This is a genomic window from Pseudomonas oryzihabitans NBRC 102199 (assembly GCF_000730625.1).
GTDB lineage: Bacteria > Pseudomonadota > Gammaproteobacteria > Pseudomonadales > Pseudomonadaceae > Chryseomonas > Chryseomonas oryzihabitans.
This window is the reverse complement of record NZ_BBIT01000009.1, coordinates 357,408-377,095: the sequence shown is the minus strand read 5'-3', so window position 1 is coordinate 377,095 and position 19,688 is coordinate 357,408. Positions and strand designations below refer to the sequence as shown.

General features: G+C 64.8%; 16 protein-coding genes and 1 pseudogene. 15 read left to right on the top strand and 2 right to left on the bottom strand.

The features are described 5' to 3' along the window. Positions 1 to 20: 20 nt before the first annotated feature. The 15 genes from bamA to ispD all read left to right on the top strand — a co-directional run bounded on the left by bamA (position 21) and on the right by ispD (position 18,220). A complete protein-coding gene (gene bamA / locus POR01S_RS12095; RefSeq protein WP_007159486.1) occupies positions 21 to 2,414 on the top strand; it encodes an outer membrane protein assembly factor BamA in 2,394 nt (797 codons plus the stop codon). A gap of 38 nt (positions 2,415 to 2,452) precedes the next feature. Continuing rightward, positions 2,453 to 2,956: an OmpH/Skp family outer membrane protein gene (locus tag POR01S_RS12090; RefSeq protein WP_007159485.1), complete on the top strand. Its 504-nt coding sequence runs from the start codon at positions 2,453 to 2,455 to the stop codon at positions 2,954 to 2,956. Further along, entirely contained in the window at positions 2,956 to 4,029 is a 1,074-nt protein-coding gene (gene lpxD / locus POR01S_RS12085) for a UDP-3-O-(3-hydroxymyristoyl)glucosamine N-acyltransferase (protein ID WP_042136064.1), read from the top strand. The genes POR01S_RS12090 and lpxD overlap by 1 nt, the downstream gene beginning before the upstream one ends. A gap of 45 nt (positions 4,030 to 4,074) precedes the next feature. Further along, positions 4,075 to 4,515, top strand: coding sequence for a 3-hydroxyacyl-ACP dehydratase FabZ (gene fabZ, locus POR01S_RS12080; RefSeq protein WP_007159483.1), 441 nt, complete (start codon positions 4,075 to 4,077; stop codon positions 4,513 to 4,515). Then, positions 4,512 to 5,288, top strand: coding sequence for an acyl-ACP--UDP-N-acetylglucosamine O-acyltransferase (lpxA, locus tag POR01S_RS12075; RefSeq protein ID WP_007159482.1), 777 nt, complete (start codon positions 4,512 to 4,514; stop codon positions 5,286 to 5,288). The genes fabZ and lpxA overlap by 4 nt, the downstream gene beginning before the upstream one ends. Next, positions 5,272 to 6,432 carry a lipid-A-disaccharide synthase gene (gene lpxB / locus POR01S_RS12070; RefSeq protein WP_042136061.1) on the top strand — a complete coding sequence of 387 codons (1,161 nt, stop codon included), beginning with the start codon at positions 5,272 to 5,274 and terminating at the stop codon, positions 6,430 to 6,432. Before lpxA ends, lpxB begins: the two co-directional genes overlap by 17 nt. Further along, positions 6,432 to 7,067, top strand: a complete 636-nt coding sequence (gene rnhB / locus POR01S_RS12065) for a ribonuclease HII (RefSeq protein WP_042136059.1) — start codon at positions 6,432 to 6,434, stop codon at positions 7,065 to 7,067. The genes lpxB and rnhB overlap by 1 nt, the downstream gene beginning before the upstream one ends. A 76-nt stretch (positions 7,068 to 7,143) precedes the next feature. After that, positions 7,144 to 10,665: a DNA polymerase III subunit alpha gene (dnaE, locus tag POR01S_RS12060; RefSeq protein WP_042136057.1), complete on the top strand. Its 3,522-nt coding sequence runs from the start codon at positions 7,144 to 7,146 to the stop codon at positions 10,663 to 10,665. A gap of 140 nt (positions 10,666 to 10,805) precedes the next feature. Next, positions 10,806 to 11,756, top strand: a complete 951-nt coding sequence (locus tag POR01S_RS12055) for an acetyl-CoA carboxylase carboxyltransferase subunit alpha (RefSeq protein ID WP_017639042.1) — start codon at positions 10,806 to 10,808, stop codon at positions 11,754 to 11,756. A gap of 10 nt (positions 11,757 to 11,766) precedes the next feature. Then, positions 11,767 to 13,083 (top strand): tRNA lysidine(34) synthetase TilS, encoded by a 1,317-nt coding sequence (gene tilS, locus POR01S_RS12050; protein WP_042136055.1) that lies wholly within the window; start codon positions 11,767 to 11,769, stop codon positions 13,081 to 13,083. Positions 13,084 to 13,225: 142 nt separating this feature from the next. After that, positions 13,226 to 14,854, top strand: a complete 1,629-nt coding sequence (gene pyrG / locus POR01S_RS12045; protein ID WP_007159476.1) for a CTP synthase — start codon at positions 13,226 to 13,228, stop codon at positions 14,852 to 14,854. A gap of 2 nt (positions 14,855 to 14,856) precedes the next feature. Next, positions 14,857 to 15,705, top strand: a complete 849-nt coding sequence (gene kdsA / locus POR01S_RS12040; RefSeq protein WP_042136053.1) for a 3-deoxy-8-phosphooctulonate synthase — start codon at positions 14,857 to 14,859, stop codon at positions 15,703 to 15,705. 79 nt (positions 15,706 to 15,784) lie between these two features. Further along, positions 15,785 to 17,074: a phosphopyruvate hydratase gene (gene eno / locus POR01S_RS12035; protein ID WP_007159474.1), complete on the top strand. Its 1,290-nt coding sequence runs from the start codon at positions 15,785 to 15,787 to the stop codon at positions 17,072 to 17,074. A 166-nt stretch (positions 17,075 to 17,240) separates the two neighbouring features. Next, complete coding sequence (locus tag POR01S_RS12030; protein WP_007159473.1) at positions 17,241 to 17,519, top strand: septum formation initiator family protein; 279 nt, start codon at positions 17,241 to 17,243, stop codon at positions 17,517 to 17,519. Next, positions 17,519 to 18,220: a 2-C-methyl-D-erythritol 4-phosphate cytidylyltransferase gene (gene ispD, locus POR01S_RS12025; RefSeq protein ID WP_027602583.1), complete on the top strand. Its 702-nt coding sequence runs from the start codon at positions 17,519 to 17,521 to the stop codon at positions 18,218 to 18,220. The genes POR01S_RS12030 and ispD overlap by 1 nt, the downstream gene beginning before the upstream one ends. Positions 18,221 to 18,223: 3 nt before the next feature. On the opposite strand, the gene yedF is transcribed toward ispD, so the two are convergent. After that, positions 18,224 to 18,472, bottom strand: coding sequence for a sulfurtransferase-like selenium metabolism protein YedF (gene yedF / locus POR01S_RS12020; RefSeq protein ID WP_007159471.1), 249 nt, complete (start codon positions 18,470 to 18,472; stop codon positions 18,224 to 18,226). Continuing rightward, positions 18,438 to 19,664: pseudogene (gene yedE / locus POR01S_RS12015) on the bottom strand (selenium metabolism membrane protein YedE/FdhT). Before yedE ends, yedF begins: the two are co-directional and overlap by 35 nt. Positions 19,665 to 19,688 lie beyond the last annotated feature (24 nt).

Below are 19,688 nucleotides of genomic sequence, written 5' to 3'. Positions count from 1 at the left end.
AGTTGGAATAAAAGGGACTCATGAAACGCCTGCTGCTACCTGCGGTAATAGCCGCGCTGATGATCGGCGAGGTACACGCCGAGTCCTTCACCATCTCCGATATCCGCGTCAACGGACTGCAACGAGTATCGTCCGGCAGCGTCTTCGGTGCCCTGCCGCTCAATGTCGGCGAATCCGTCGACGACAACAAGTTGGCCGAAGCCTCCCGCTCGCTCTTCCGTACCGGATTCTTCCAGGACATCCAGCTGGGTCGTGACGGCAACGTCCTGGTCGTGAACCTGGTCGAGCGTCCCTCCATTTCCAGCATCACCCTGGAAGGCAACAAGGCGATCTCCAGCGACGACCTGATGAAGGGTCTCAAGCAGGCCGGTCTCGCCGAAGGCGAGATCTTCCAGCGCGCGACGCTGGAAGGCGTGCGCAACGAACTGCTGCGCCAGTACGTCGCCCAGGGTCGCTACTCCGCCAGCATCGACGCCGAGGTGGTGCCGCAGCCCCGTAACCGGGTGCAGCTGAAGATCACCATCAACGAAGGCGAGGTGGCGACCATCTCCCACGTCAACGTGGTGGGCAACACGGTCTTCGCCGAGGATGACCTGACCTCCCTGTTCGAGCTCAAGCCGAGCAACTGGCTGTCGTTCTTCCGCAACGATGACAAGTACTCCCGGGAAAAGTTGGCGGGTGACCTCGAGCGCCTGCGTTCCTATTACCTGGACCGCGGCTACATCAACATGGACATCACCTCGACCCAGGTGTCCATCACGCCCGACAAGAAGCACGTCTACATCACGGTCAATGTCAACGAAGGGCAGAAGTACACCGTTCGTGAAGTCAAACTGTCCGGCGACCTCAAGGTGCCGGAGGAAGAGCTGCGCAAACTGATGCTGGTCCAGCCGGGCCAGGTCTTCTCGCGCAAGGTCATGACCAGCACCTCGGACCTGATCACCCGCCGGCTGGGTAACGAAGGCTATACCTTCGCCAACGTCAACGGCCTGCCCGAGCCCCATGACGACGACCACAGCGTGTCCCTCACCTATGTGGTCGATCCGGGCAAGCGTGCCTACGTCAATCGCATCAACTTCCGCGGCAACACCAAGACCGAGGACGAGGTGCTGCGTCGCGAGATGCGCCAGATGGAAGGCGGTTGGGCTTCCACCTACCTCATCGACCAGTCCAAGACCCGCCTCGAGCGCCTGGGCTACTTCAAGGAAGTCAAGGTCGAGACGCCCCAGGTACCTGGCACTGACGACATGGTCGACGTCAACTACAACGTCGAAGAGCAGCCGTCGGGCTCCATCACCGCCAGCATCGGCTTCGCCCAGAGCGCCGGTCTGATCCTGGGTGGTTCCATCAGCCAGAACAACTTCCTGGGTACCGGCAATCAGGTCAGCATCGGTCTGACCCGTTCCCAGTACCAGAGCCGCTACAACTTCAGCTTCACCGATCCCTACTTCACGCCGGATGGCGTGAGCCTGGGCTACAACATCTTCTATCGCAGCACCGACTACAGCAAACTGTACGACAGTGACGTCTCCTACTACTCGATCAACAGCCTGGGTACCGGTGTCACTCTGGGCTATCCGATCAGCGAGACCTCGCGCCTGACCTATGGTCTGAGCGTGCAGAACGACGAGATCAATCCCGGTACCTACAGTGCCGACGAGATCTATGATTTCGTCGAGCGCGAAGGGGACAATTTCACCAACTTCAAGGCCAGCATCGGCTGGTCGAGCTCGACGCTGAACCGTGGCGTCCTGCCCACCCGTGGGGCCTCCCAGAGCCTGACCGGCCAGATCACCATCCCGGGCAGCGACCTGAGCTTCTACAAGCTTGACTATCGCGGCCAGCTGTTCACCCCGCTGACCGACAATACGGCGCTGCGCTTCCATACCGAGCTGGGTTACGGCGACGGCTATGGCAGCACCGATGGCCTGCCGTTCTACGAGAACTACTACGCCGGCGGCTTCAACTCGGTACGGGGTTTCGAAGACAGCAGCCTGGGGCCGCGTACAACGCCTCCGCAATATAAAGATCCTGAAAGACCTGAATTGGGTACCAAGTATGGCGCCCAAGGTCAGGGCTATCGTGATCGGGAGAACGACGAGGCCTTCGGTGGCAACGTCCTGATCACCGGCGGTATGGAATACCTGTTCCCTCTGCCTTTCGTGAAGGACCAGAAGTCCCTGCGGACCGTGCTTTTCTGGGACGTGGGTAACGTGTTCAGCACCAAGTGCTACCTGAACTCGACCAAAAACTGCGGCGACGTCAGCTTCTCGAATATGGCCAGCTCCGTCGGCGTCGGTGTGACTTGGGTTACCGCCCTCGGTCCGTTGAGCTTCAGCCTGGGCGTGCCGGTCAAGAAGCCGAGCAACTCCGATCCGCAGGTCTTCCAGTTCTCGCTGGGTCAGACGTTCTGACCCAGGCTACACCTTTGCGCTTTACGCAGGAGTCAACTGTGCACAAGTACACCCGCTACGCTCTGTTCGCTGCCGTTCTCGTCGCCGCTCCGGTGTTCGCCGATACCAAGATAGCTGTCCTGAACTACCAGATGGCCCTGCTGGAATCCGATGCCGCCAAGAAGTACGCGGTGGATTCCGAGAAGAAGTTCGGTCCCCAGCTGAACAAGCTCAAGGGTCTGGAAAGCTCCGCCAAGGACATCCAGGACAAGCTCAACAAGGGCGGTGACAAGATGGCCCAGGCCGAGCGCACCCGCCTGGAGAACGACTTCCGCCAGAAGGCCCGTGACTTCCAGTTCCAGTCCAAGGAACTCAACGATGCCAAGGCGGCCTCGGATCGCGACATGCTCAAGCTGCTCAAGCCGCGCCTGGACAAGGCCGTGGAAGAGGTGCTGAAGAAGGGCGATTACGATCTGGTGCTGGAGCGTGGCGCCGTGGTGGACGTGAAGCCGCAGTACGACATCACGCGCCAGGTCATCGAGCGCATGAACGCGGGTCGTTGATGAGCCATAGCACCTTTACGCTGGGCGAACTGGCGCAGTGGCTGGAAAGCCGCCAGTTGACCGTGGAGTTACGCGGTTCGTCCGAGCGCCTGGTGACCGGTCTGGCTACCCTGCCCGAGGCCGGTCCTGAGCAGTTGAGTTTTCTCGCCAATCCGCAGTACCGCCGCTACCTGGCCGACACCCAGGCCGGGGCCGTGCTGCTGACGGAAAAGGACGCCGACGGCTACGCCGGTGACGCCCTGATCCTGGCGAATCCCTATCTGGCCTATGCGCGCCTTTCCCATCTGTTCGATCGCAAGCCGCGCAGCGCAGCCGGTATCCATCCCACCGCGCTGGTCGCGGCGGATGCCCAGGTCGATCCGACGGCGGCCATCGGTCCCTACGTGGTGATCGAGGCCCAGGCGCGCATCGGCGCCGGTGTCAGTCTGGGCGCCCACTGCGTGGTGGGTGCGCGCAGCGTCATCGGTGCCGACAGCTGGCTGGCACCGCGGGTCACGCTCTATCATGACGTGACCATCGGCGAGCGTGCCGTGGTGCAATCGGGTGCCGTGATCGGCGCCGAGGGCTTCGGCTTCGCCAACGAACGTGGCCAGTGGCAGAAGATCGCCCAGCTGGGTGGCGTACTGATCGGCGACGACGTCGAGATCGGTGCCAACACCACCATCGACCGGGGCGCCCTGGCCAACACGGTCATCAGCAATGGCGTCAAACTCGACAACCAGATCATGATCGCGCACAACGTCCAGGTCGGTGAGCACACCGCCATGGCCGCCTGCGTCGGCATCTCTGGCAGCACCAAGATCGGCAAACACTGCACCATCGCCGGCGGCGTGGGCATGGTCGGTCATATCGAGGTGTGCGACCACGTGTTCGTCACCGGTATGACCATGGTGACCCGCTCGATTACCGAGCCCGGCGCCTATTCCTCCGGTACGGCCATGCAGCCGGCCGGCGAATGGAAGAAGAGCGCCGCGCGGATTCGTCACCTCGACGACATGGCCCGCCGTCTGCAACATCTGGAAAAAATCGTTGCTACCGTGACCTCGCGGGATGACGCTGCTTCTGATGCTTGATTCTGCATCGGATGTTTCCCCTTTCTGAACAGGCCTTCCCCGACCATGATGGACATCAACGAGATCCGTGAATATCTCCCGCATCGCTATCCCTTTCTATTGGTGGATCGCGTGCTGGAGCTGGATATCGAAGCCAAGCGCATTCGTGCCTACAAGAACGTCAGCATCAACGAGCCCTTCTTCACCGGCCACTTCCCCCAGCATCCGATCATGCCGGGCGTGCTGATCGTCGAAGCCATGGCCCAGGCTGCCGGCGTGCTCGGTTTCAAGATGATGAATTCCTCGCCGGCCGATGGCACCCTGTACTACTTCGTCGGATCGGATAAGCTGCGGTTTCGCCAGCCGGTAACGCCGGGCGATCAGCTGATGCTCGACGCTCGCTTCATCAGCACCAAGCGCGGCATCTGGAAATTCGAATGCCACGCCAGTGTGGACGACAAGCCGGTCTGCTCGGCTGAAATCATCTGTGCGGAACGCAAGCTATGACGTTGATTGACCCCAGGGCTATCGTCGACCCCAAGGCACGGCTCGCCGCCGATGTCCAGGTCGGCCCCTGGTCGATCATCGGACCGGATGTCGAGATTGGCGAGGGGACCGTCATCGGGCCTCACGTCATCCTCAAGGGTCCGACCGTGATCGGGCGTCACAACCGTATCTTCCAGTTCTCGTCGATCGGCGAGGATACGCCCGACCTCAAGTATCAGGGCGAACCGACCCGGCTGCGGATCGGCGATCACAACACCATCCGCGAAGGGGTCACCATCCATCGCGGTACCGTGCAGGATCGGGAAGAGACGACCCTTGGCGATCACAACCTGCTGATGGCCTATGTGCACATCGGCCATGACAGCGTGATCGGCAATCACTGCATCCTGGTCAACAACACGGCCCTCGCCGGGCACGTGCACGTCGATGACTGGGCGATCCTGTCCGGCTATACCCTGGTGCATCAGTTCTGCCGCATCGGCGCCCACAGCTTTTCCGGCATGGGCACGGCCATCGGCAAGGACGTACCGGCCTATGTCACGGTGTTCGGCAATCCGGCCGAAGCCCGCAGCATGAACTTCGAAGGCATGCGCCGCCGGGGTTTCTCGGCCGAAGCCATCAAGGAATTGCGCCGCGCCTACAAGGTGGTCTACCGCCAGGGCCTCACCGTCGATGACGCCCTGCGCGAGCTGGAGCCGGTGGCTCAGCAGTTTCCCGAAGTGGCGGTGTTCCGCGATTCCATCCTGAGTGCGACGCGTGGCATCACCCGCTGAGTTCGCCCAGCGCCCGCTACGCGTGGCGCTGGTGGCAGGGGAGGCGTCGGGTGATCTGCTCGGCGCCGGTCTGATGCAGGCGCTGCGTGCGCAGCATCCGAATATCTCCTTCATGGGCGTGGGCGGTCCGCGGATGGAAGCCGAAGGGCTGGTGTCCGAATTTCCCATGGAACGTCTGGCGGTCATGGGGCTGGTCGAGGTACTCGGTCGCCTGCGGGAACTCCTGGGTCGGCGCAAGGCGCTGATCAGTCAGTTGCTCGACGCCCGTCCCGATGTCTTCATCGGCATCGACGCCCCGGATTTCGTCCTCGAGATCGAAGCCCAGCTGCATCGCGCGGGCATTCCGGCCGTGCACTATGTCAGTCCCTCGGTCTGGGCCTGGCGACAGAAGCGGGTGCTGAAGATCCGCGACGGCTGCGACCTGATGCTGACCCTGTTTCCTTTCGAAGCGCGTTTCTACGAAGAACAGCAGGTGCCGGTGCGCTTCGTCGGCCATCCACTGGCCGATACCATCCCTCTGGACAGCGACCGCCTGGCCGCCCGGCAGGCCCTGGGCTTGCCGGAAGAGGGGCAGGTCGTCGCCCTGTTGCCGGGCAGTCGCGGCGGTGAAGTAGGGCGCCTGGGTGCCCTGTTCCTCGACGCTGCCGCCCAGTTGCTGGCCGTACGTCCTGGTGTGCGCTTCGTTCTGCCCTGTGCCAATGCGGCGCGGCGGGCGCAGGTGGAGCAGTTGCTGGAAGGTCGGCCGCCGCTGCCGCTGCTGCTGACCGATGGGCGATCCCATGAGGTGCTGGCCGCCTGTGATGGCGTGCTGATCGCCTCGGGCACCGCGACCCTGGAGACGCTGCTGTTCAAGAGACCCATGGTGGTGGCCTATCGGGTGGCGCCCCTGACCTATCTGATCCTCAAGCAGCTGGTGAAGAGTCCCTACATCTCGCTGCCCAACCTCCTGGCCGGGCGCAAGCTGGTGCCCGAGCTGATCCAGCACGAGGCGACGCCGGAGCGGCTGGTGGCCGAACTCCTGCCGCTGCTGGAGCAGCCGCAGCGGCAGACCGACAGCTTCGCCGCCATTCATCACAGCCTGAGGCGCGATGCCTCGGTCCAGGCGGCCGCTGCCGTGCTGGATCTTCTGCGGCAGCGTGGCTGATGCAGCTGGGCCTGGATTTCAACCTGGTCGAGGCGCTGGTCGCCGGCGTCGACGAAGTCGGTCGAGGTCCGCTGTGCGGCGCCGTGGTCACCGCCGCAGTGATTCTCGATCCGGGCAAGCCCATCCTCGGCCTGAACGATTCGAAGAAGCTGTCGCTGGCGCGCCGCGAAGCCCTGTTCGACGAGATCCAGGAAAAGGCCCTGGCCTGGTGCGTGGCCCGCGCCGAGGTCGCCGAGATCGACCGGCTGAACATTCTGCACGCCACCATGCTGGCCATGCAGCGCGCGGTGGAAGGCCTCCAGGTGCAGCCGCGGCTGGCCCTGATCGATGGCAATCGCTGTCCCAAGCTGGCGGTGCCCAGTGCGCCGGTGGTGAAGGGCGACAGCCAGGTCCCGGCGATCGCCGCGGCGTCCATCCTGGCCAAGGTGACCCGCGATCGCGAGATGCAGGTGCTGGATGCCCTCTATCCGGGCTATGGCCTGGCCGGGCACAAGGGCTATCCCACCGCCAAACATCTCGACGCGCTCCGGCGCCTGGGGCCCACGCCCATTCACCGGCGCTCCTTCGCGCCGGTGCGCGATGCCTGGCACGCCCTCGAGACCCAGGCCTCCACCCAGATCATCGCCACCTACTGACGGCCGTCGCGGCGTTCTGACCCCGGGTCGACAATCCAGTACAATCTCGCGCCTCATGCATCAAGGGGTCTCTGCCATGTCCGCATCCTTCGTCCACCTGCGTCTCCACACGGAATACTCCCTGGTCGACGGGATCGTGCGGGTGAAGGGGCTGGTCAAGGCTGCCGAAGCCGCCGGGATGCCGGCCGTGGCGGTGACAGACCAGGGCAACCTCTGTTCGCTGGTCAAGTTCTACAAGGCGGCCATGGGCGCCGGGATCAAGCCCATCGCCGGCGCCGACATCTGGCTGGCCGGCCGCGAAGGCGACGCGCCCCTGAGCCGCATGACCCTGCTGGTCATGAACGCCAAGGGCTATCGCAACCTCACCGAGTTGCTGTCCCGTGGATTCCAGGAAGGCCAGCAGGACGGTCAGATCGTCATCCAGCGCGACTGGGTAAAGGACGCCAGCGAAGGCCTGATCGCCCTGTCCGGTTCCAAGGAGGGCGAGATCGGCCTGGCGCTGCTCGAAGGTGACCTGGCGCTGGCCGATCAGCTGTTCAAGGAATGGCAGCAGGTCTTTCAGGATCGCTTCTATCTGGAGGTGCAGCGCACCGAGCGAGTCGGTGACGAAGAGCACCTGCATGCCGCCGTGGCCCTGGCCGATCGCTGCGGGGGCGCCCTGGTGGCGACCAACGATGTGCGCTTTCTCAAGGCCGAGGACTTCGAGGCCCACGAGACCCGCGTCTGCATCGGCGAGGGCCGGCCGCTGGACGATCCCCGGCGCGAGCGCAAGTACAGCGACCAGCAGTACCTGAAGTCGGCGGCCGAGATGGCCGAGCTGTTCAGCGACCTGCCCGAGGCGCTGGAAAACACCGTCGAGATTGCCAAGCGCTGCAACATCGAGATCCAGCTGGGCAAGTACTTCCTGCCCAACTTCCCGATCCCCAACGGGATGACCATCAACGACTACTTGCGCCACGTCTCCTTCGAGGGCCTGGAAGAGCGCCTGGCCGTGCTCTGGCCGCGCGAGACCACGCCCAACTACGAAGAGAAACGCCAGGAGTACGTCGACCGGCTCAACTTCGAGCTCGACATCATCATCCAGATGGGCTTCCCCGGTTACTTCCTCATCGTGATGGACTTCATCAAGTGGGCGAAGAACAACGGCGTGCCGGTCGGCCCCGGCCGGGGCTCGGGTGCCGGCTCCCTGGTCGCCTACGTACTCAAGATCACCGACCTCGATCCGCTGGCCTATGACCTGCTGTTCGAGCGCTTCCTCAACCCCGAACGGATCTCCATGCCCGACTTCGACGTCGACTTCTGCATGGACGGTCGCGACCGGGTGATCGAATACGTGGCCGACCTGTACGGCCGCGAGGCGGTGAGCCAGATCATCACCTTCGGCACCATGGCCGCCAAGGCGGTGGTGCGCGACGTGGCGCGGGTGCAGGGCAAGTCCTATGGCCTGGCCGATCGCCTGTCGAAGATGATCCCCTTCGAAGTGGGCATGACCCTGCAGAAAGCCTTCGAGCAGGAGGAGCCGCTGCGCGATTTCCTGGCGACCGACGAGGACGCCAAGGAAATCTGGGACATGGCCTTGAAGCTCGAGGGCATCACCCGGGGTACCGGCAAGCACGCCGGTGGTGTGGTGATCGCGCCGACCAAGTTGACCGATTTCTCGCCCATCGCCTGCGATGAGGACGGCAATGGCCTGGTGACCCAGTTCGACAAGGACGACGTCGAGCAGGCCGGTCTGGTCAAGTTCGACTTCCTCGGTCTGCGCACCCTGACCATCATCAAGTGGGCGCTGGAGACCATCAACCGCACGGAAGTGGAAGAGGGGCGCGAGCCGCTCAACATCGACTTCATCCCGCTGGACGACAAGCCGACCTATGCCCTGCTGCAGAAGGCCGAGACCACCGCCGTCTTCCAGCTGGAATCCCGCGGCATGAAGGAGCTGATCAAGAAGCTCAAGCCGGACTGCCTGGAAGACCTCATTGCTCTGGTGGCGCTGTTCCGCCCCGGTCCGCTGCAGTCGGGCATGGTGGACGACTTCATCAACCGCAAGCACGGCCGCGCCGAGCTGGCCTATCCGCATCCGGACTACCAGTATGAAGGCCTGCAGCCGGTGCTGGCGCCCACCTACGGCATCATCCTCTACCAGGAACAGGTGATGCAGATCGCCCAGGTCATGGGCGGCTACACCCTGGGCCAGGCGGACATGCTGCGCCGCGCCATGGGCAAGAAGAAGCCCGAAGAGATGGCCAAGCAGCGCGGCGGCTTCATCGAAGGCTGCGCCAACAACGGCATCGATGCGGACCTAGCCGGCAACATCTTCGACCTGGTGGAAAAATTCGCCGGCTACGGCTTCAACAAGTCGCACTCGGCAGCCTATGGCCTGGTGTCCTACCAGACCGCCTGGCTGAAGACCCACTATCCGGCGCCCTTCATGGCCGCGGTGCTGTCGGCGGACATGCACAACACCGACAAGGTGGTGATCCTCATCGAGGAATGCCGCCACATGAAGCTGCGCATCGACACGCCGGACGTGAACATCTCCGAGTTCAAGTTCACCGTGAACGACGGCGGGCGCATCGTCTACGGCCTGGGCGCCATCAAGGGCGTGGGCGAGGGGCCGGTGGAGGCCATCGTCGAGGCGCGTGCCGAGGGACCGTTCAAGGATCTCTTCGACTTCTGCGCGCGGGTGGACCTCAAGCGCATCAACAAGCGCACCCTGGAAGCCCTGATCCGCTCCGGTGCCCTGGATCGCCTGGGTCCGCACTACCATGACGAGCTCAAGGCCTATCAGGCGACCATCGACCAGAATCGCGCCGTGCTGCTGGCCGCCATGGAGGAGGCCATCGCCTCGGCCGAACAGACCGCCCGCAGCCACAACAGTGGCCATGTCGATCTCTTCGGTGGCGTCTTCGCCGAACCCGAGGCCGACGTCTATGCCAATCACCGTCGCGCCCGCGAGCTCAATCTCAAGGAGCGCCTGCGCGGGGAAAAGGAAACCCTGGGGCTGTACCTGACCGGTCACCCCATCGAGGAATACGAAGGCGAGGTGCGCCGGCTGGCGCGCCAGCGCATCGTCGACCTCAAGCCGTCGCGCGAGACCCAGACCGTGGCCGGGCTGATCGTCAACCTGCGGGTGATGAAGAACAAGCGCGGCGACAAGATGGGCTTCGTTACCCTGGACGACAGGTCCGGGCGCATCGAGGCCTCGCTGTTCGCCGAAGCCTTCAACGCCGCCCAGGCGCTGCTGCAGACCGACGCCCTGGTGATCGTCGAGGGCGAGGTCAGCCAGGACGACTTCTCCGGCGGCTTGCGCCTGCGTGCCAAGCGCGTGCTGGGGCTGGAAGAGGCCCGGACCGCCCTGGCGGAAAGCCTCAGGATCGCCGTGCGCAGCGAGGCGCTGGCCGGCGACCGGCTGCGCTGGCTGGGCGAGTTGTGCGGTCGTCATCGCGGCGCCTGTCCGGTCACCATCGACTACCAGGGCCCCACCGCGCGGGCGCTGCTGCAGTTCGGCGAGAACTACCGGATCGACCCGGCCGACGGCCTGATTCAAACCCTGCGTGACCAGTTCGGCAGGGAGAACGTCTTTCTGAACTATCGTTAAGTCCGAGCGCCTCGTGCGCTTCGTCCCAACCCTCGCCAGCGGCGGGTGCCGGTGACGTGGCAGGAGTCTCGACCTGTCCCGTCCGATCCCTTAAGGTAGGCGCCCCGGCCCTTGGCTCTAGATTGCACTAACGGATGCCCATGAACCCGAACTATCTCGATTTCGAACAGCCCATCGCCGATCTCCAGGCCAAGATCGAAGAACTTCGACTGGTCGGTAACGACAATGCGCTGAACATCAGTGACGAGATCGCCCGGTTGCAGGAGAAGAGCCAGGCGCTCACCAAGAGCATCTTCAGCGACCTGTCCAGCTGGCAGGTGGCTCGTCTGGCGCGTCATCCGCTGCGTCCCTACACCCTCGACTACATCAACTACCTGTTCAGCGATTTCGAAGAGCTGCACGGCGACCGCCACTTCGCCGACGATCCGGCCATCGTCGGTGGCATCGCCCGCCTGGAAGGCCGTCCGGTGATGATCATCGGCCACCAGAAAGGCCGTGAAGTCCGCGAGAAGGTCCGCCGCAACTTCGGCATGCCGCGTCCGGAAGGCTATCGCAAGGCCTGCCGCCTGATGGAAATGGCCGAGCGTTTCAAGATGCCGATCCTGACCTTCATCGATACCCCCGGCGCCTACCCGGGCATCGACGCCGAAGAGCGTGGCCAGAGCGAGGCCATCGCCTGGAACCTGCGCGTCATGGCGCGCCTGAAGACCCCCATCATCGCCACCGTGATCGGGGAGGGTGGTTCCGGTGGCGCCCTTGCCATCGGCGTCTGCGACCAGCTCAACATGCTGCAGCACTCCACCTACTCGGTGATCTCGCCGGAAGGTTGCGCCTCCATTCTCTGGAAGACCGCCGAGAAGGCGCCCGATGCCGCCGAGGCCATGGGCATCACCGCCGAGCGACTGAAGAGCCTGAACATCGTCGACCAGGTGATCGACGAGCCCCTGGGTGGTGCGCACCGCGATCCCCAGGCCATGGCCAACAGCCTGCGCACCGCGCTGCTGGAACAGCTGGACGAACTCAAGGGCTACGACATGCCGGCGCTGCTGGAACGTCGCTACGAGCGCCTGATGAGCTACGGCATCGCCTGATCCCGCCCCTATGAGTCTGCTGGATCGGCTGCGCGCCCGCCTGGAGCGGCAGCCGCCCACCCGTCACTGGCGGGTGGGCTTTTCCGGCGGACTCGATTCCACCGTTCTCCTGCACCTCTTCGCGCGACTGCGCGAGCGCGGCCTGTTCGCCGATCTGCAGGCGGTGCATGTGCACCATGGTCTGCAAGCCGCGGCGGATGCCTGGGTCTCGCACTGCACCCGGGTCTGCCAAGCGCTGGCCATTCCTCTCGATATCCTGCACGTCCACATCGATGGCGCCGCCAGTCTCGAACGGGCTGCCCGCGAGGCGCGCTATGCCGCCTTCGCCCGGGTGCTGCCCAGGGAGGGCTGCCTGGTGCTGGGCCAGCATCGCGACGATCAGCTGGAGACCCTGCTGCAGCGGCTGGTGCGCGGCGCGGGGGTCAAGGGCCTGGCCGGCATGCCCGAGACCCGTTCCTTGGCCGCCGGTCGGCTCTGGCGACCGCTGCTGGACGAGCCGCGGCGCGCGCTGCTGGCCTATGCCGAAGCCGAGGGGCTGGACTGGATCGAGGATCCCAGCAATGCCGATACCCGGCTGGATCGCAATTACGTGAGGCACCAGGTGCTGCCGCGGCTACGCGACCGCTGGCCGGGCGTCGATCAGGTCATGGCGCGCAGTGCCCGGCATCTGGCCGAAGCCGACGAATTGCTCGGCGAACTGGCCAGCCTGGATCTGCAGCAGGCCCGGCGGGCCGAACAGCCTTTCCCCTGGATCCCCTTGCGCAGTCTGGCCCTGGCGCCCTTGCAGTCCCTGAGCGAGGCACGCCAGCGCAATGCCCTGCGGGTCTGGCTGGACAGCTTCACCCGCCAGCCCGACAGCGCCCACTGGGCCGGTTGGCAGGCATTGCGCGAGGCGGGCGAGGCCGGCGATCCCGTCTGGCGTCTCGAAGGTGGCAGTCTGCGCCGGGGGGCAGGGCGGATCTGGTGGGTGCCTGCGGCCTGGCAGGTCACGCCGTCACCCCAGGTCATTAACGGGCAGGAAACCACCCTGGAACTCCAGGGGAATGGTCGCCTGCGATTCAGCGTACCGGTCGTCGTATCCGGCTGGCGAATCGGCTATCGCCAGGGCGGCGAGCGGCTGGTCGTACCGGGTCGCGGCAGTCGCGATCTCAAGCGTCTGCTCAACGAACAGGGGGTGCCGCCGTTCCTGCGCGGCCGATTGCCGCTGCTCTGGCGCGGCGACGAACTGCTGGCGGTGGCCAACCTGCCCGGTCTGGATGGCCTGCCGGGGGGAGGGCGGCTTGAGTGGCAGCCCGCAGACGGCATGGGCGGGTTTGAGCTGGGATGACCTTTAGGCTAGACTACGCTCCCGTCTTATATCGCATTTTCCGCTCGCCCCGAGTGGACGGTGTGCATTGGTCCGGCGCCAGGCCGACCGCTCTCGCTTTCATCGGCGGCTCTCCGCCTCAACGCAGATTCTAGGAATTTTCATGACGCGCTTTATTTTCGTCACGGGCGGTGTTGTTTCTTCTTTGGGGAAAGGCATCGCCTCGGCCTCCCTGGGCGCCATTCTGGAAGCGAGAGGGCTGAAGGTCACCATGCTCAAGCTGGATCCCTACATCAACGTGGATCCCGGCACCATGAGCCCCTTCCAGCACGGCGAGGTGTTCGTCACCCATGACGGCGCCGAGACCGATCTGGATCTGGGTCACTACGAGCGATTCATCCGCACCACCGTGACCCAGAACAACAACTTCACCACCGGTCGCATCTACATGGACGTCCTGCGCAAGGAGCGTCGTGGCGACTACCTGGGCGCCACCGTGCAGGTGATCCCGCACATCACCGACGAGATCAAGCGGCGCATCATCAAGGGCGCCGGCGATGCCGACGTAGCCCTGGTGGAGATCGGCGGCACCGTCGGTGACATCGAGTCGCAGCCCTTCCTCGAAGCCATCCGCCAGCTGCGGGTGGAGATCGGCGCGCGCCGTGCCATGCTGATGCACCTGACCCTGGTCCCCTACATCGCCACCGCCGGCGAGACCAAGACCAAGCCGACCCAGCATTCGGTCAAGGAACTGCGCTCCATCGGCCTGCAGCCCGATGTGCTGATCTGCCGTTCCGACCACACCGTCGACAGCTCTTCCCGCCGCAAGATCGCGCTCTTCACCAACGTCGAAGAGCGCGCGGTCATCTCCCTGGAAGACGTCGACACCATCTACCGCATTCCCTCCGTGCTGCACGCCCAGGGCCTGGACGAATTCGTCGTCGAGCGCTTCGGCCTGGAATGCAAGCCGGCCGATCTGTCCGAGTGGGATCGCGTGGTGGACGCCAAGCTTAACCCCGAGCAGGAAGTCACCATCGCCATGGTCGGCAAGTACATGGAGCTGCTCGACGCCTACAAGTCGCTGATCGAGGCCATGACCCACGCCGGCATCCAGAGCCGCACCAAGGTCAACCTGCGCTATATCGACTCCGAGCACATCGAGCAGCAGGGCACCCATCTGCTCAAGGGCGTGGACGCCATCCTGGTGCCCGGCGGCTTCGGCCTGCGCGGCGTGGAAGGCAAGATCGCCACTGTGCAGTACGCCCGCGAGAACAAGATCCCCTACCTGGGCATCTGCCTGGGCATGCAGGTGGCGGTTATCGAATTCGCTCGTAACGTGCTGGGCTGGAAAGACGCCAACTCCACCGAATTCGACAAGGCCAGTGGCCACCCGGTGGTCGGCCTGATCACCGAATGGCAGGATTCCACCGGCGCCACCGAGATCCGTACCGAAGGCTCCGACCTGGGCGGCACCATGCGCCTTGGCGCCCAGGAGTGCCAGTTGATCGGCGGTACCCAGGTGCACGACTGCTACGGCCAGGACGTCATCGTCGAGCGCCACCGTCACCGCTACGAGGTCAACAACAACCTCCTGCCGCAGATTGAGGCCGCCGGCCTGAAAATCTCCGGTCGCTCGGGCGACGGCGCCCTGGTCGAGGTGGTGGAAGCCCCGGATCATCCCTGGTTCGTCGCCTGTCAGTTCCACCCGGAGTTCACCTCCACCCCGCGTGACGGCCATCCGCTGTTCAGCGGCTTCGTCAACGCCGCACTGCGTTACGCCAAGAAGGATTGATCATGACCGTTCAGAAGATCGTCCGCGTCGGCAACATCGAGATCGCCAACGACAAGCCCTTCGTGCTGTTCGGCGGCATGAACGTGCTGGAATCCCGCGACCTGGCCATGCAGGTGTGCGAGCAATACGTCAAGGTGACCGAGAAGCTGGGCATCCCCTACGTCTTCAAGGCCAGCTTCGACAAGGCCAACCGCTCCTCCGTGACCAGCTATCGCGGTCCGGGCATGGAAGCCGGTCTGCGCATCTTCGAAGAGCTCAAGGCCACCTTCGGCATGCCGGTGATCACCGACGTCCACGAGCCCTACCAGGCCGCCCCGGTGGCGGCGGTGTGCGACATCATCCAGCTGCCGGCCTTCCTCTCGCGGCAGACCGATCTGGTGGTGGCCATGGCCAAGACCGACGCCGTGATCAACATCAAGAAGGCCCAGTTCCTCGCGCCCCAGGAGATGAAGCACATCCTCGCCAAGTGCGAAGAAGCCGGCAACGACCAGCTGATCCTCTGCGAGCGGGGCTCCTCCTTCGGCTACAACAACCTGGTGGTCGACATGCTCGGCTTCGGCATCATGAAGAGCTTCGGCTACCCGGTTTTCTTCGACGTCACCCATGCCCTGCAGATGCCGGGCGGGCGTGCCGACTCCGCCGGCGGCCGCCGCGCCCAGGTCACCGACCTGGCCAAGGCCGGCATGAGCCAGGGCCTGGCCGGTCTGTTCCTCGAAGCCCATCCGGATCCCGAACATGCCAAGTGCGACGGCCCCTGCGCCCTGCGCCTGGACAAGCTGGAGCCCTTCCTGGCCCAGCTCAAGGCGCTGGACGAGCTGGTGAAGTCGTTCACGCCGATCGAAACTGCCTAAGCGGCGGCTGAACCAAAAGGCCCAGGCGCAGCCGAAGGCTGATCCGTCAATGACCGGTAACATGGAGATCGATACAAAAATGGCTAACATCGTCGACATCAAGGGACGTGAGGTCCTGGATTCCCGCGGCAACCCCACCGTTGAAGCGGACGTGATCCTGGACAATGGTATCGTCGGTCGCGCCACCGCGCCGTCCGGCGCGTCCACCGGTTCGCGCGAGGCACTGGAGCTGCGCGACGGCGACAAGAGCCGTTACCTGGGCAAGGGCGTCCTGAAGGCCGTGGGCAACATCAACGGCCCGATCCGTGACCTGCTGCTGGGCAAGGATCCGAGCGACCAGAAGGCCCTGGACCGCGCCATGATCGAGCTGGACGGTACCGACAACAAGGCCAAGCTGGGCGCCAACGCCATCCTGGCCGTGTCCCTGGCGGCCGCCAAGGCCGCTGCCGAAGACCAGGACCTGCCGCTCTACGCCCACATCGCCAACCTGAACGGCACCCCCGGTCAGTACTCCATGCCGGTGCCGATGATGAACATCATCAACGGCGGCGAGCATGCCGACAACAACGTCGACATCCAGGAATTCATGGTCCAGCCGGTTGGCGCCAAGAGCTTTGCCGATGCCCTGCGCGTGGGTGCCGAGATCTTCCATCACCTCAAAGCCGTGCTCAAGGCTCGTGGCCTGAGCACCTCCGTGGGTGACGAAGGCGGCTTCGCGCCCAACCTGGCCTCCAACGCCGACGCCCTGGCCGCCATCGCCGAAGCGGTTAAGAATGCCGGTTACGAGCTGGGCACCGACGTGACCCTGGCCCTGGACTGCGCCTCCAGCGAGTTCTACAAGGACGGCCAGTACGACCTGTCCGGCGAGGGCAAGGCCTTCGACGCCAACGGTTTCGCCGACTACCTGGCCGGGCTGACCGAGCAGTTCCCGATCATCTCCATCGAAGACGGCATGGACGAGTCCGACTGGGCTGGCTGGAAGGCCCTGACCGACAAGATCGGCAGCAAGGTGCAGCTGGTGGGCGACGACCTGTTCGTCACCAACACCAAGATCCTCAAGGAAGGCATCGAGAAGGGCATCGGTAACTCGATCCTGATCAAGTTCAACCAGATCGGCTCCTTGACCGAGACCCTGGAAGCCATCCAGATGGCCAAGGCCGCCGGCTACACCGCGGTGATCTCCCACCGCAGCGGCGAGACCGAAGACTCCACCATCGCCGACCTGGCCGTGGGCACCGCCGCCGGTCAGATCAAGACCGGTTCGCTGTGCCGTTCCGATCGCGTCTCCAAGTACAACCAGCTGCTGCGCATCGAAGAGCAGCTGGGTGCCAAGGCACCTTACCGCGGTCGTGCCGAGTTCCGCAGCTAAGGGTTGCGCGACCGGGGAGGCGATGACAGAGGTCGTCGCCTTCCGCCACGTCCGACGGACCACAGGATAGATGCCCAGTTTACAAGCGTAGAGCCGGGCTTCTATCCTGTTTTCGTCTCTGCCGCCGCCTTTGCGGCATCCGCCGTCCGCGAATCCGTTATCTCCCATGCGAAGTCCCTACTGGCTGTTCCCCTTCCTGCTCCTGCTGCTCGGCGGTCTTCAGTATCGCCTGTGGGTCGGTGATGGCAGCTTCGCCCAGGTGCGCGAACTCAAGCAGCAGATCGCCGACCAGAATGGTGAGAACAAGCGCCTGCTGGAGCGCAACGAGATCCTCGAAGCCGAGGTCGTCGAGCTCAAGAAAGGCATGGAGACCGTCGAGGAGCGTGCCCGCCACGAACTCGGCATGGTTAAACAAGGCGAAACCCTCTTCCTGCAATCCAAATAATGTCCCTTCTGCCTTCCTTCTGGGCGGTCATTCCCGCCGCGGGCGTGGGTGCGCGGATGCGTGCCGACCGACCCAAGCAATACCTCGACCTGTGCGGCCGCAGCCTGCTGGAGCGCACCCTCGACTGTTTTCTCGACCATCCGCGCCTGCGCGGCCTGGCGGTGAGCCTGGCGGCGGAAGATCCCTGGTGGCCGACGCTGGCCTGTGCCCGCGACGCCCGCATCCTGCGCGCCCCGGGTGGGCGTGAGCGCGCCGACTCGGTGCTGGGTGGCCTGCTGCTGCTGAGCGAGCAGGGCGCCAACGATGGCGACTGGGTGCTGGTGCACGATGCTGCCCGGCCCAATCTCTGCCGCGCCGATCTGGATCGGCTACTGGCCGAACTGGCCCAGGACCCGGTGGGTGGTCTCCTGGGCGTGCCGGCGCGGGATACCCTCAAGCGCGTTGGCCGCGATGGCCGGGTGAGCGAAACCGTGGATCGCAGCCAGGTCTGGCTGGCCTATACGCCGCAGATGTTCCGCCTCGGTGCGCTGCGAGACGCCCTGAGCGCCGGTCTGGCCGCGGGCGCCGCCATCACCGACGAGGCCTCGGCCATGGAGTGGGCGGGGCATGCGCCGCGCCTGGTCGAAGGCCGGGCGGACAACATCAAGGTCACCACCCCCGAAGACCTGCAGCGACTGCAAAGTGTCTTCGCCGAGGCCTAGCCCTCAGGCCCGCAGCGGAACCTCGATGAGAAAGCGGAACAGCGCGCCATGCTGTTCCACCGCCTGGCAATCGTAGCCCTGGCGCCGGGTATCTTCCGGAATGCCGTGGATCGACTGGGCGCAATCGGTGATCACCTCCAGGAGATCGCCGGGCTGCAGGGTCTGCAAGGTCTCCAGGGTGGCGATGGCGTTGTAGGGGCAGTGTTCGCCCCGTAGATCAAGCGACAGCGTCGGCGTCTTGGCGAGCGTCATGGACAGGCTTCCCGGGGCGAGTGAAACGGCGGGCGTTGAGTTGGACCAGCAGCAGGCAGAGGGCCAGGCCGGCAAAGGTCAGCAGCAGGCCGCTGCCGGGGCCTGCCTGCTGCAGCAGATTGATCCTGGGATAGGGCAGGGCGAGGATGCTGCCCAGGCGGTCTCAGTAGACCGCCACCAGGGTCCCGCCGATGACGTTACCCAGGCCCACCACCCAGAAATGCAGCTGGCCTTCCACCGCGCGGTACATCCAGCCGGTCTCGCAGCCACCGGCGAGGACGATGCCGACACCAAACACCAGGCCGCCGATCACGGCGTTGGGGCCCATCCAGAAGATCTTGGGCGCCATGCCCAGCTGGATGGCGCCAAAGGTGCCGAGGCAGGCCACCGCCATGCCCAGCAGGATGCCGGTCGCCGCCTGGGTACGGCCAGTGGTCCAGAGGTCGCGGGCGGCGCTGGTGAAGCAGATCTGCGCCCGCTCAATCAGGCCACCGAAGACCAGGCCGAAGAGGGTGGCCAGACCCAAGACCAGGGAGACCTCGAAACGCCAGGCGGCGAAGAGCAGCGCCACTACCAGCACGGCGAGACCCAGCTGCGCCTGGCGACGCGCGCACCGGGCCAGTTGCCCGGCATCGGGCAGGGTGGCGGCGCGGGCGGTGACCTTCAGCGGAATGCGCAGCCAGGGCAGCAGGGTCAGCTTCACGCCAAGCCAGGCGCCGGCCACCGCGGCCAGCATGAAGGCCCAGGCATGCAGCGAGAACATGGGGATGCCGGTAAAGAAGGCCGCCAGGTTGCAACCCATGGCCAGGCGGGCACCGAAGCCGGCGATAATGCCGCCGACCAGGCCCTGGAGCAGCCGGCGGCGACTGGTGGGCCAGCGCAGGCCGACGTTGCCGGCCCAGAGGGCGCAGGCCAGGGCGCCCAGCAGCATGCCGATGATCATGATGCCATCGATGCGATCCAGGGGCGTGCCCTGCAGGCCGATCAGCCGGAAATAGCTCCAGTCCCTTACCGGGACGCCGAACCAGGCCAGCACGTGGCCGCCCCAGCGGGTGAATTCGCCAGTCACGGCCCAGAAGGTTCCGGTCAGGGCGAAGTAGTAGGCCGAGGCGACGCCGAGGGCGATCAGCGTGGGCAGGGGCGCCCAGAAGCGCAGCAGATAGCGCTCGCGAAAGGCGGCTAGGGCAGACATGGTGACAACCTTGGCAGGGGCGGA

Bases quoted from the DNA above. Each gene is read 5' to 3' on its own strand.
- lpxA (WP_007159482.1), top strand. From the start codon at position 4,512: ATGACGTTGATTGACCCCAGGGCTATCGTCGACCCCAAGGCACGGCTC.
- POR01S_RS12055 (WP_017639042.1), top strand. From the start codon at position 10,806: ATGAACCCGAACTATCTCGATTTCGAACAGCCCATCGCCGATCTCCAG.
- eno (WP_007159474.1), top strand. From the start codon at position 15,785: ATGGCTAACATCGTCGACATCAAGGGACGTGAGGTCCTGGATTCCCGC.
- lpxD (WP_042136064.1), top strand. From the start codon at position 2,956: ATGAGCCATAGCACCTTTACGCTGGGCGAACTGGCGCAGTGGCTGGAA.
- ispD (WP_027602583.1), top strand. From the start codon at position 17,519: ATGTCCCTTCTGCCTTCCTTCTGGGCGGTCATTCCCGCCGCGGGCGTG.
- POR01S_RS12030 (WP_007159473.1), top strand. From the start codon at position 17,241: ATGCGAAGTCCCTACTGGCTGTTCCCCTTCCTGCTCCTGCTGCTCGGC.
- fabZ (WP_007159483.1), top strand. From the start codon at position 4,075: ATGATGGACATCAACGAGATCCGTGAATATCTCCCGCATCGCTATCCC.
- yedF (WP_007159471.1), bottom strand. From the start codon at position 18,472: ATGACGCTCGCCAAGACGCCGACGCTGTCGCTTGATCTACGGGGCGAA.
- tilS (WP_042136055.1), top strand. From the start codon at position 11,767: ATGAGTCTGCTGGATCGGCTGCGCGCCCGCCTGGAGCGGCAGCCGCCC.
- rnhB (WP_042136059.1), top strand. From the start codon at position 6,432: ATGCAGCTGGGCCTGGATTTCAACCTGGTCGAGGCGCTGGTCGCCGGC.
- dnaE (WP_042136057.1), top strand. From the start codon at position 7,144: ATGTCCGCATCCTTCGTCCACCTGCGTCTCCACACGGAATACTCCCTG.
- bamA (WP_007159486.1), top strand. From the start codon at position 21: ATGAAACGCCTGCTGCTACCTGCGGTAATAGCCGCGCTGATGATCGGC.
- kdsA (WP_042136053.1), top strand. From the start codon at position 14,857: ATGACCGTTCAGAAGATCGTCCGCGTCGGCAACATCGAGATCGCCAAC.
- pyrG (WP_007159476.1), top strand. From the start codon at position 13,226: ATGACGCGCTTTATTTTCGTCACGGGCGGTGTTGTTTCTTCTTTGGGG.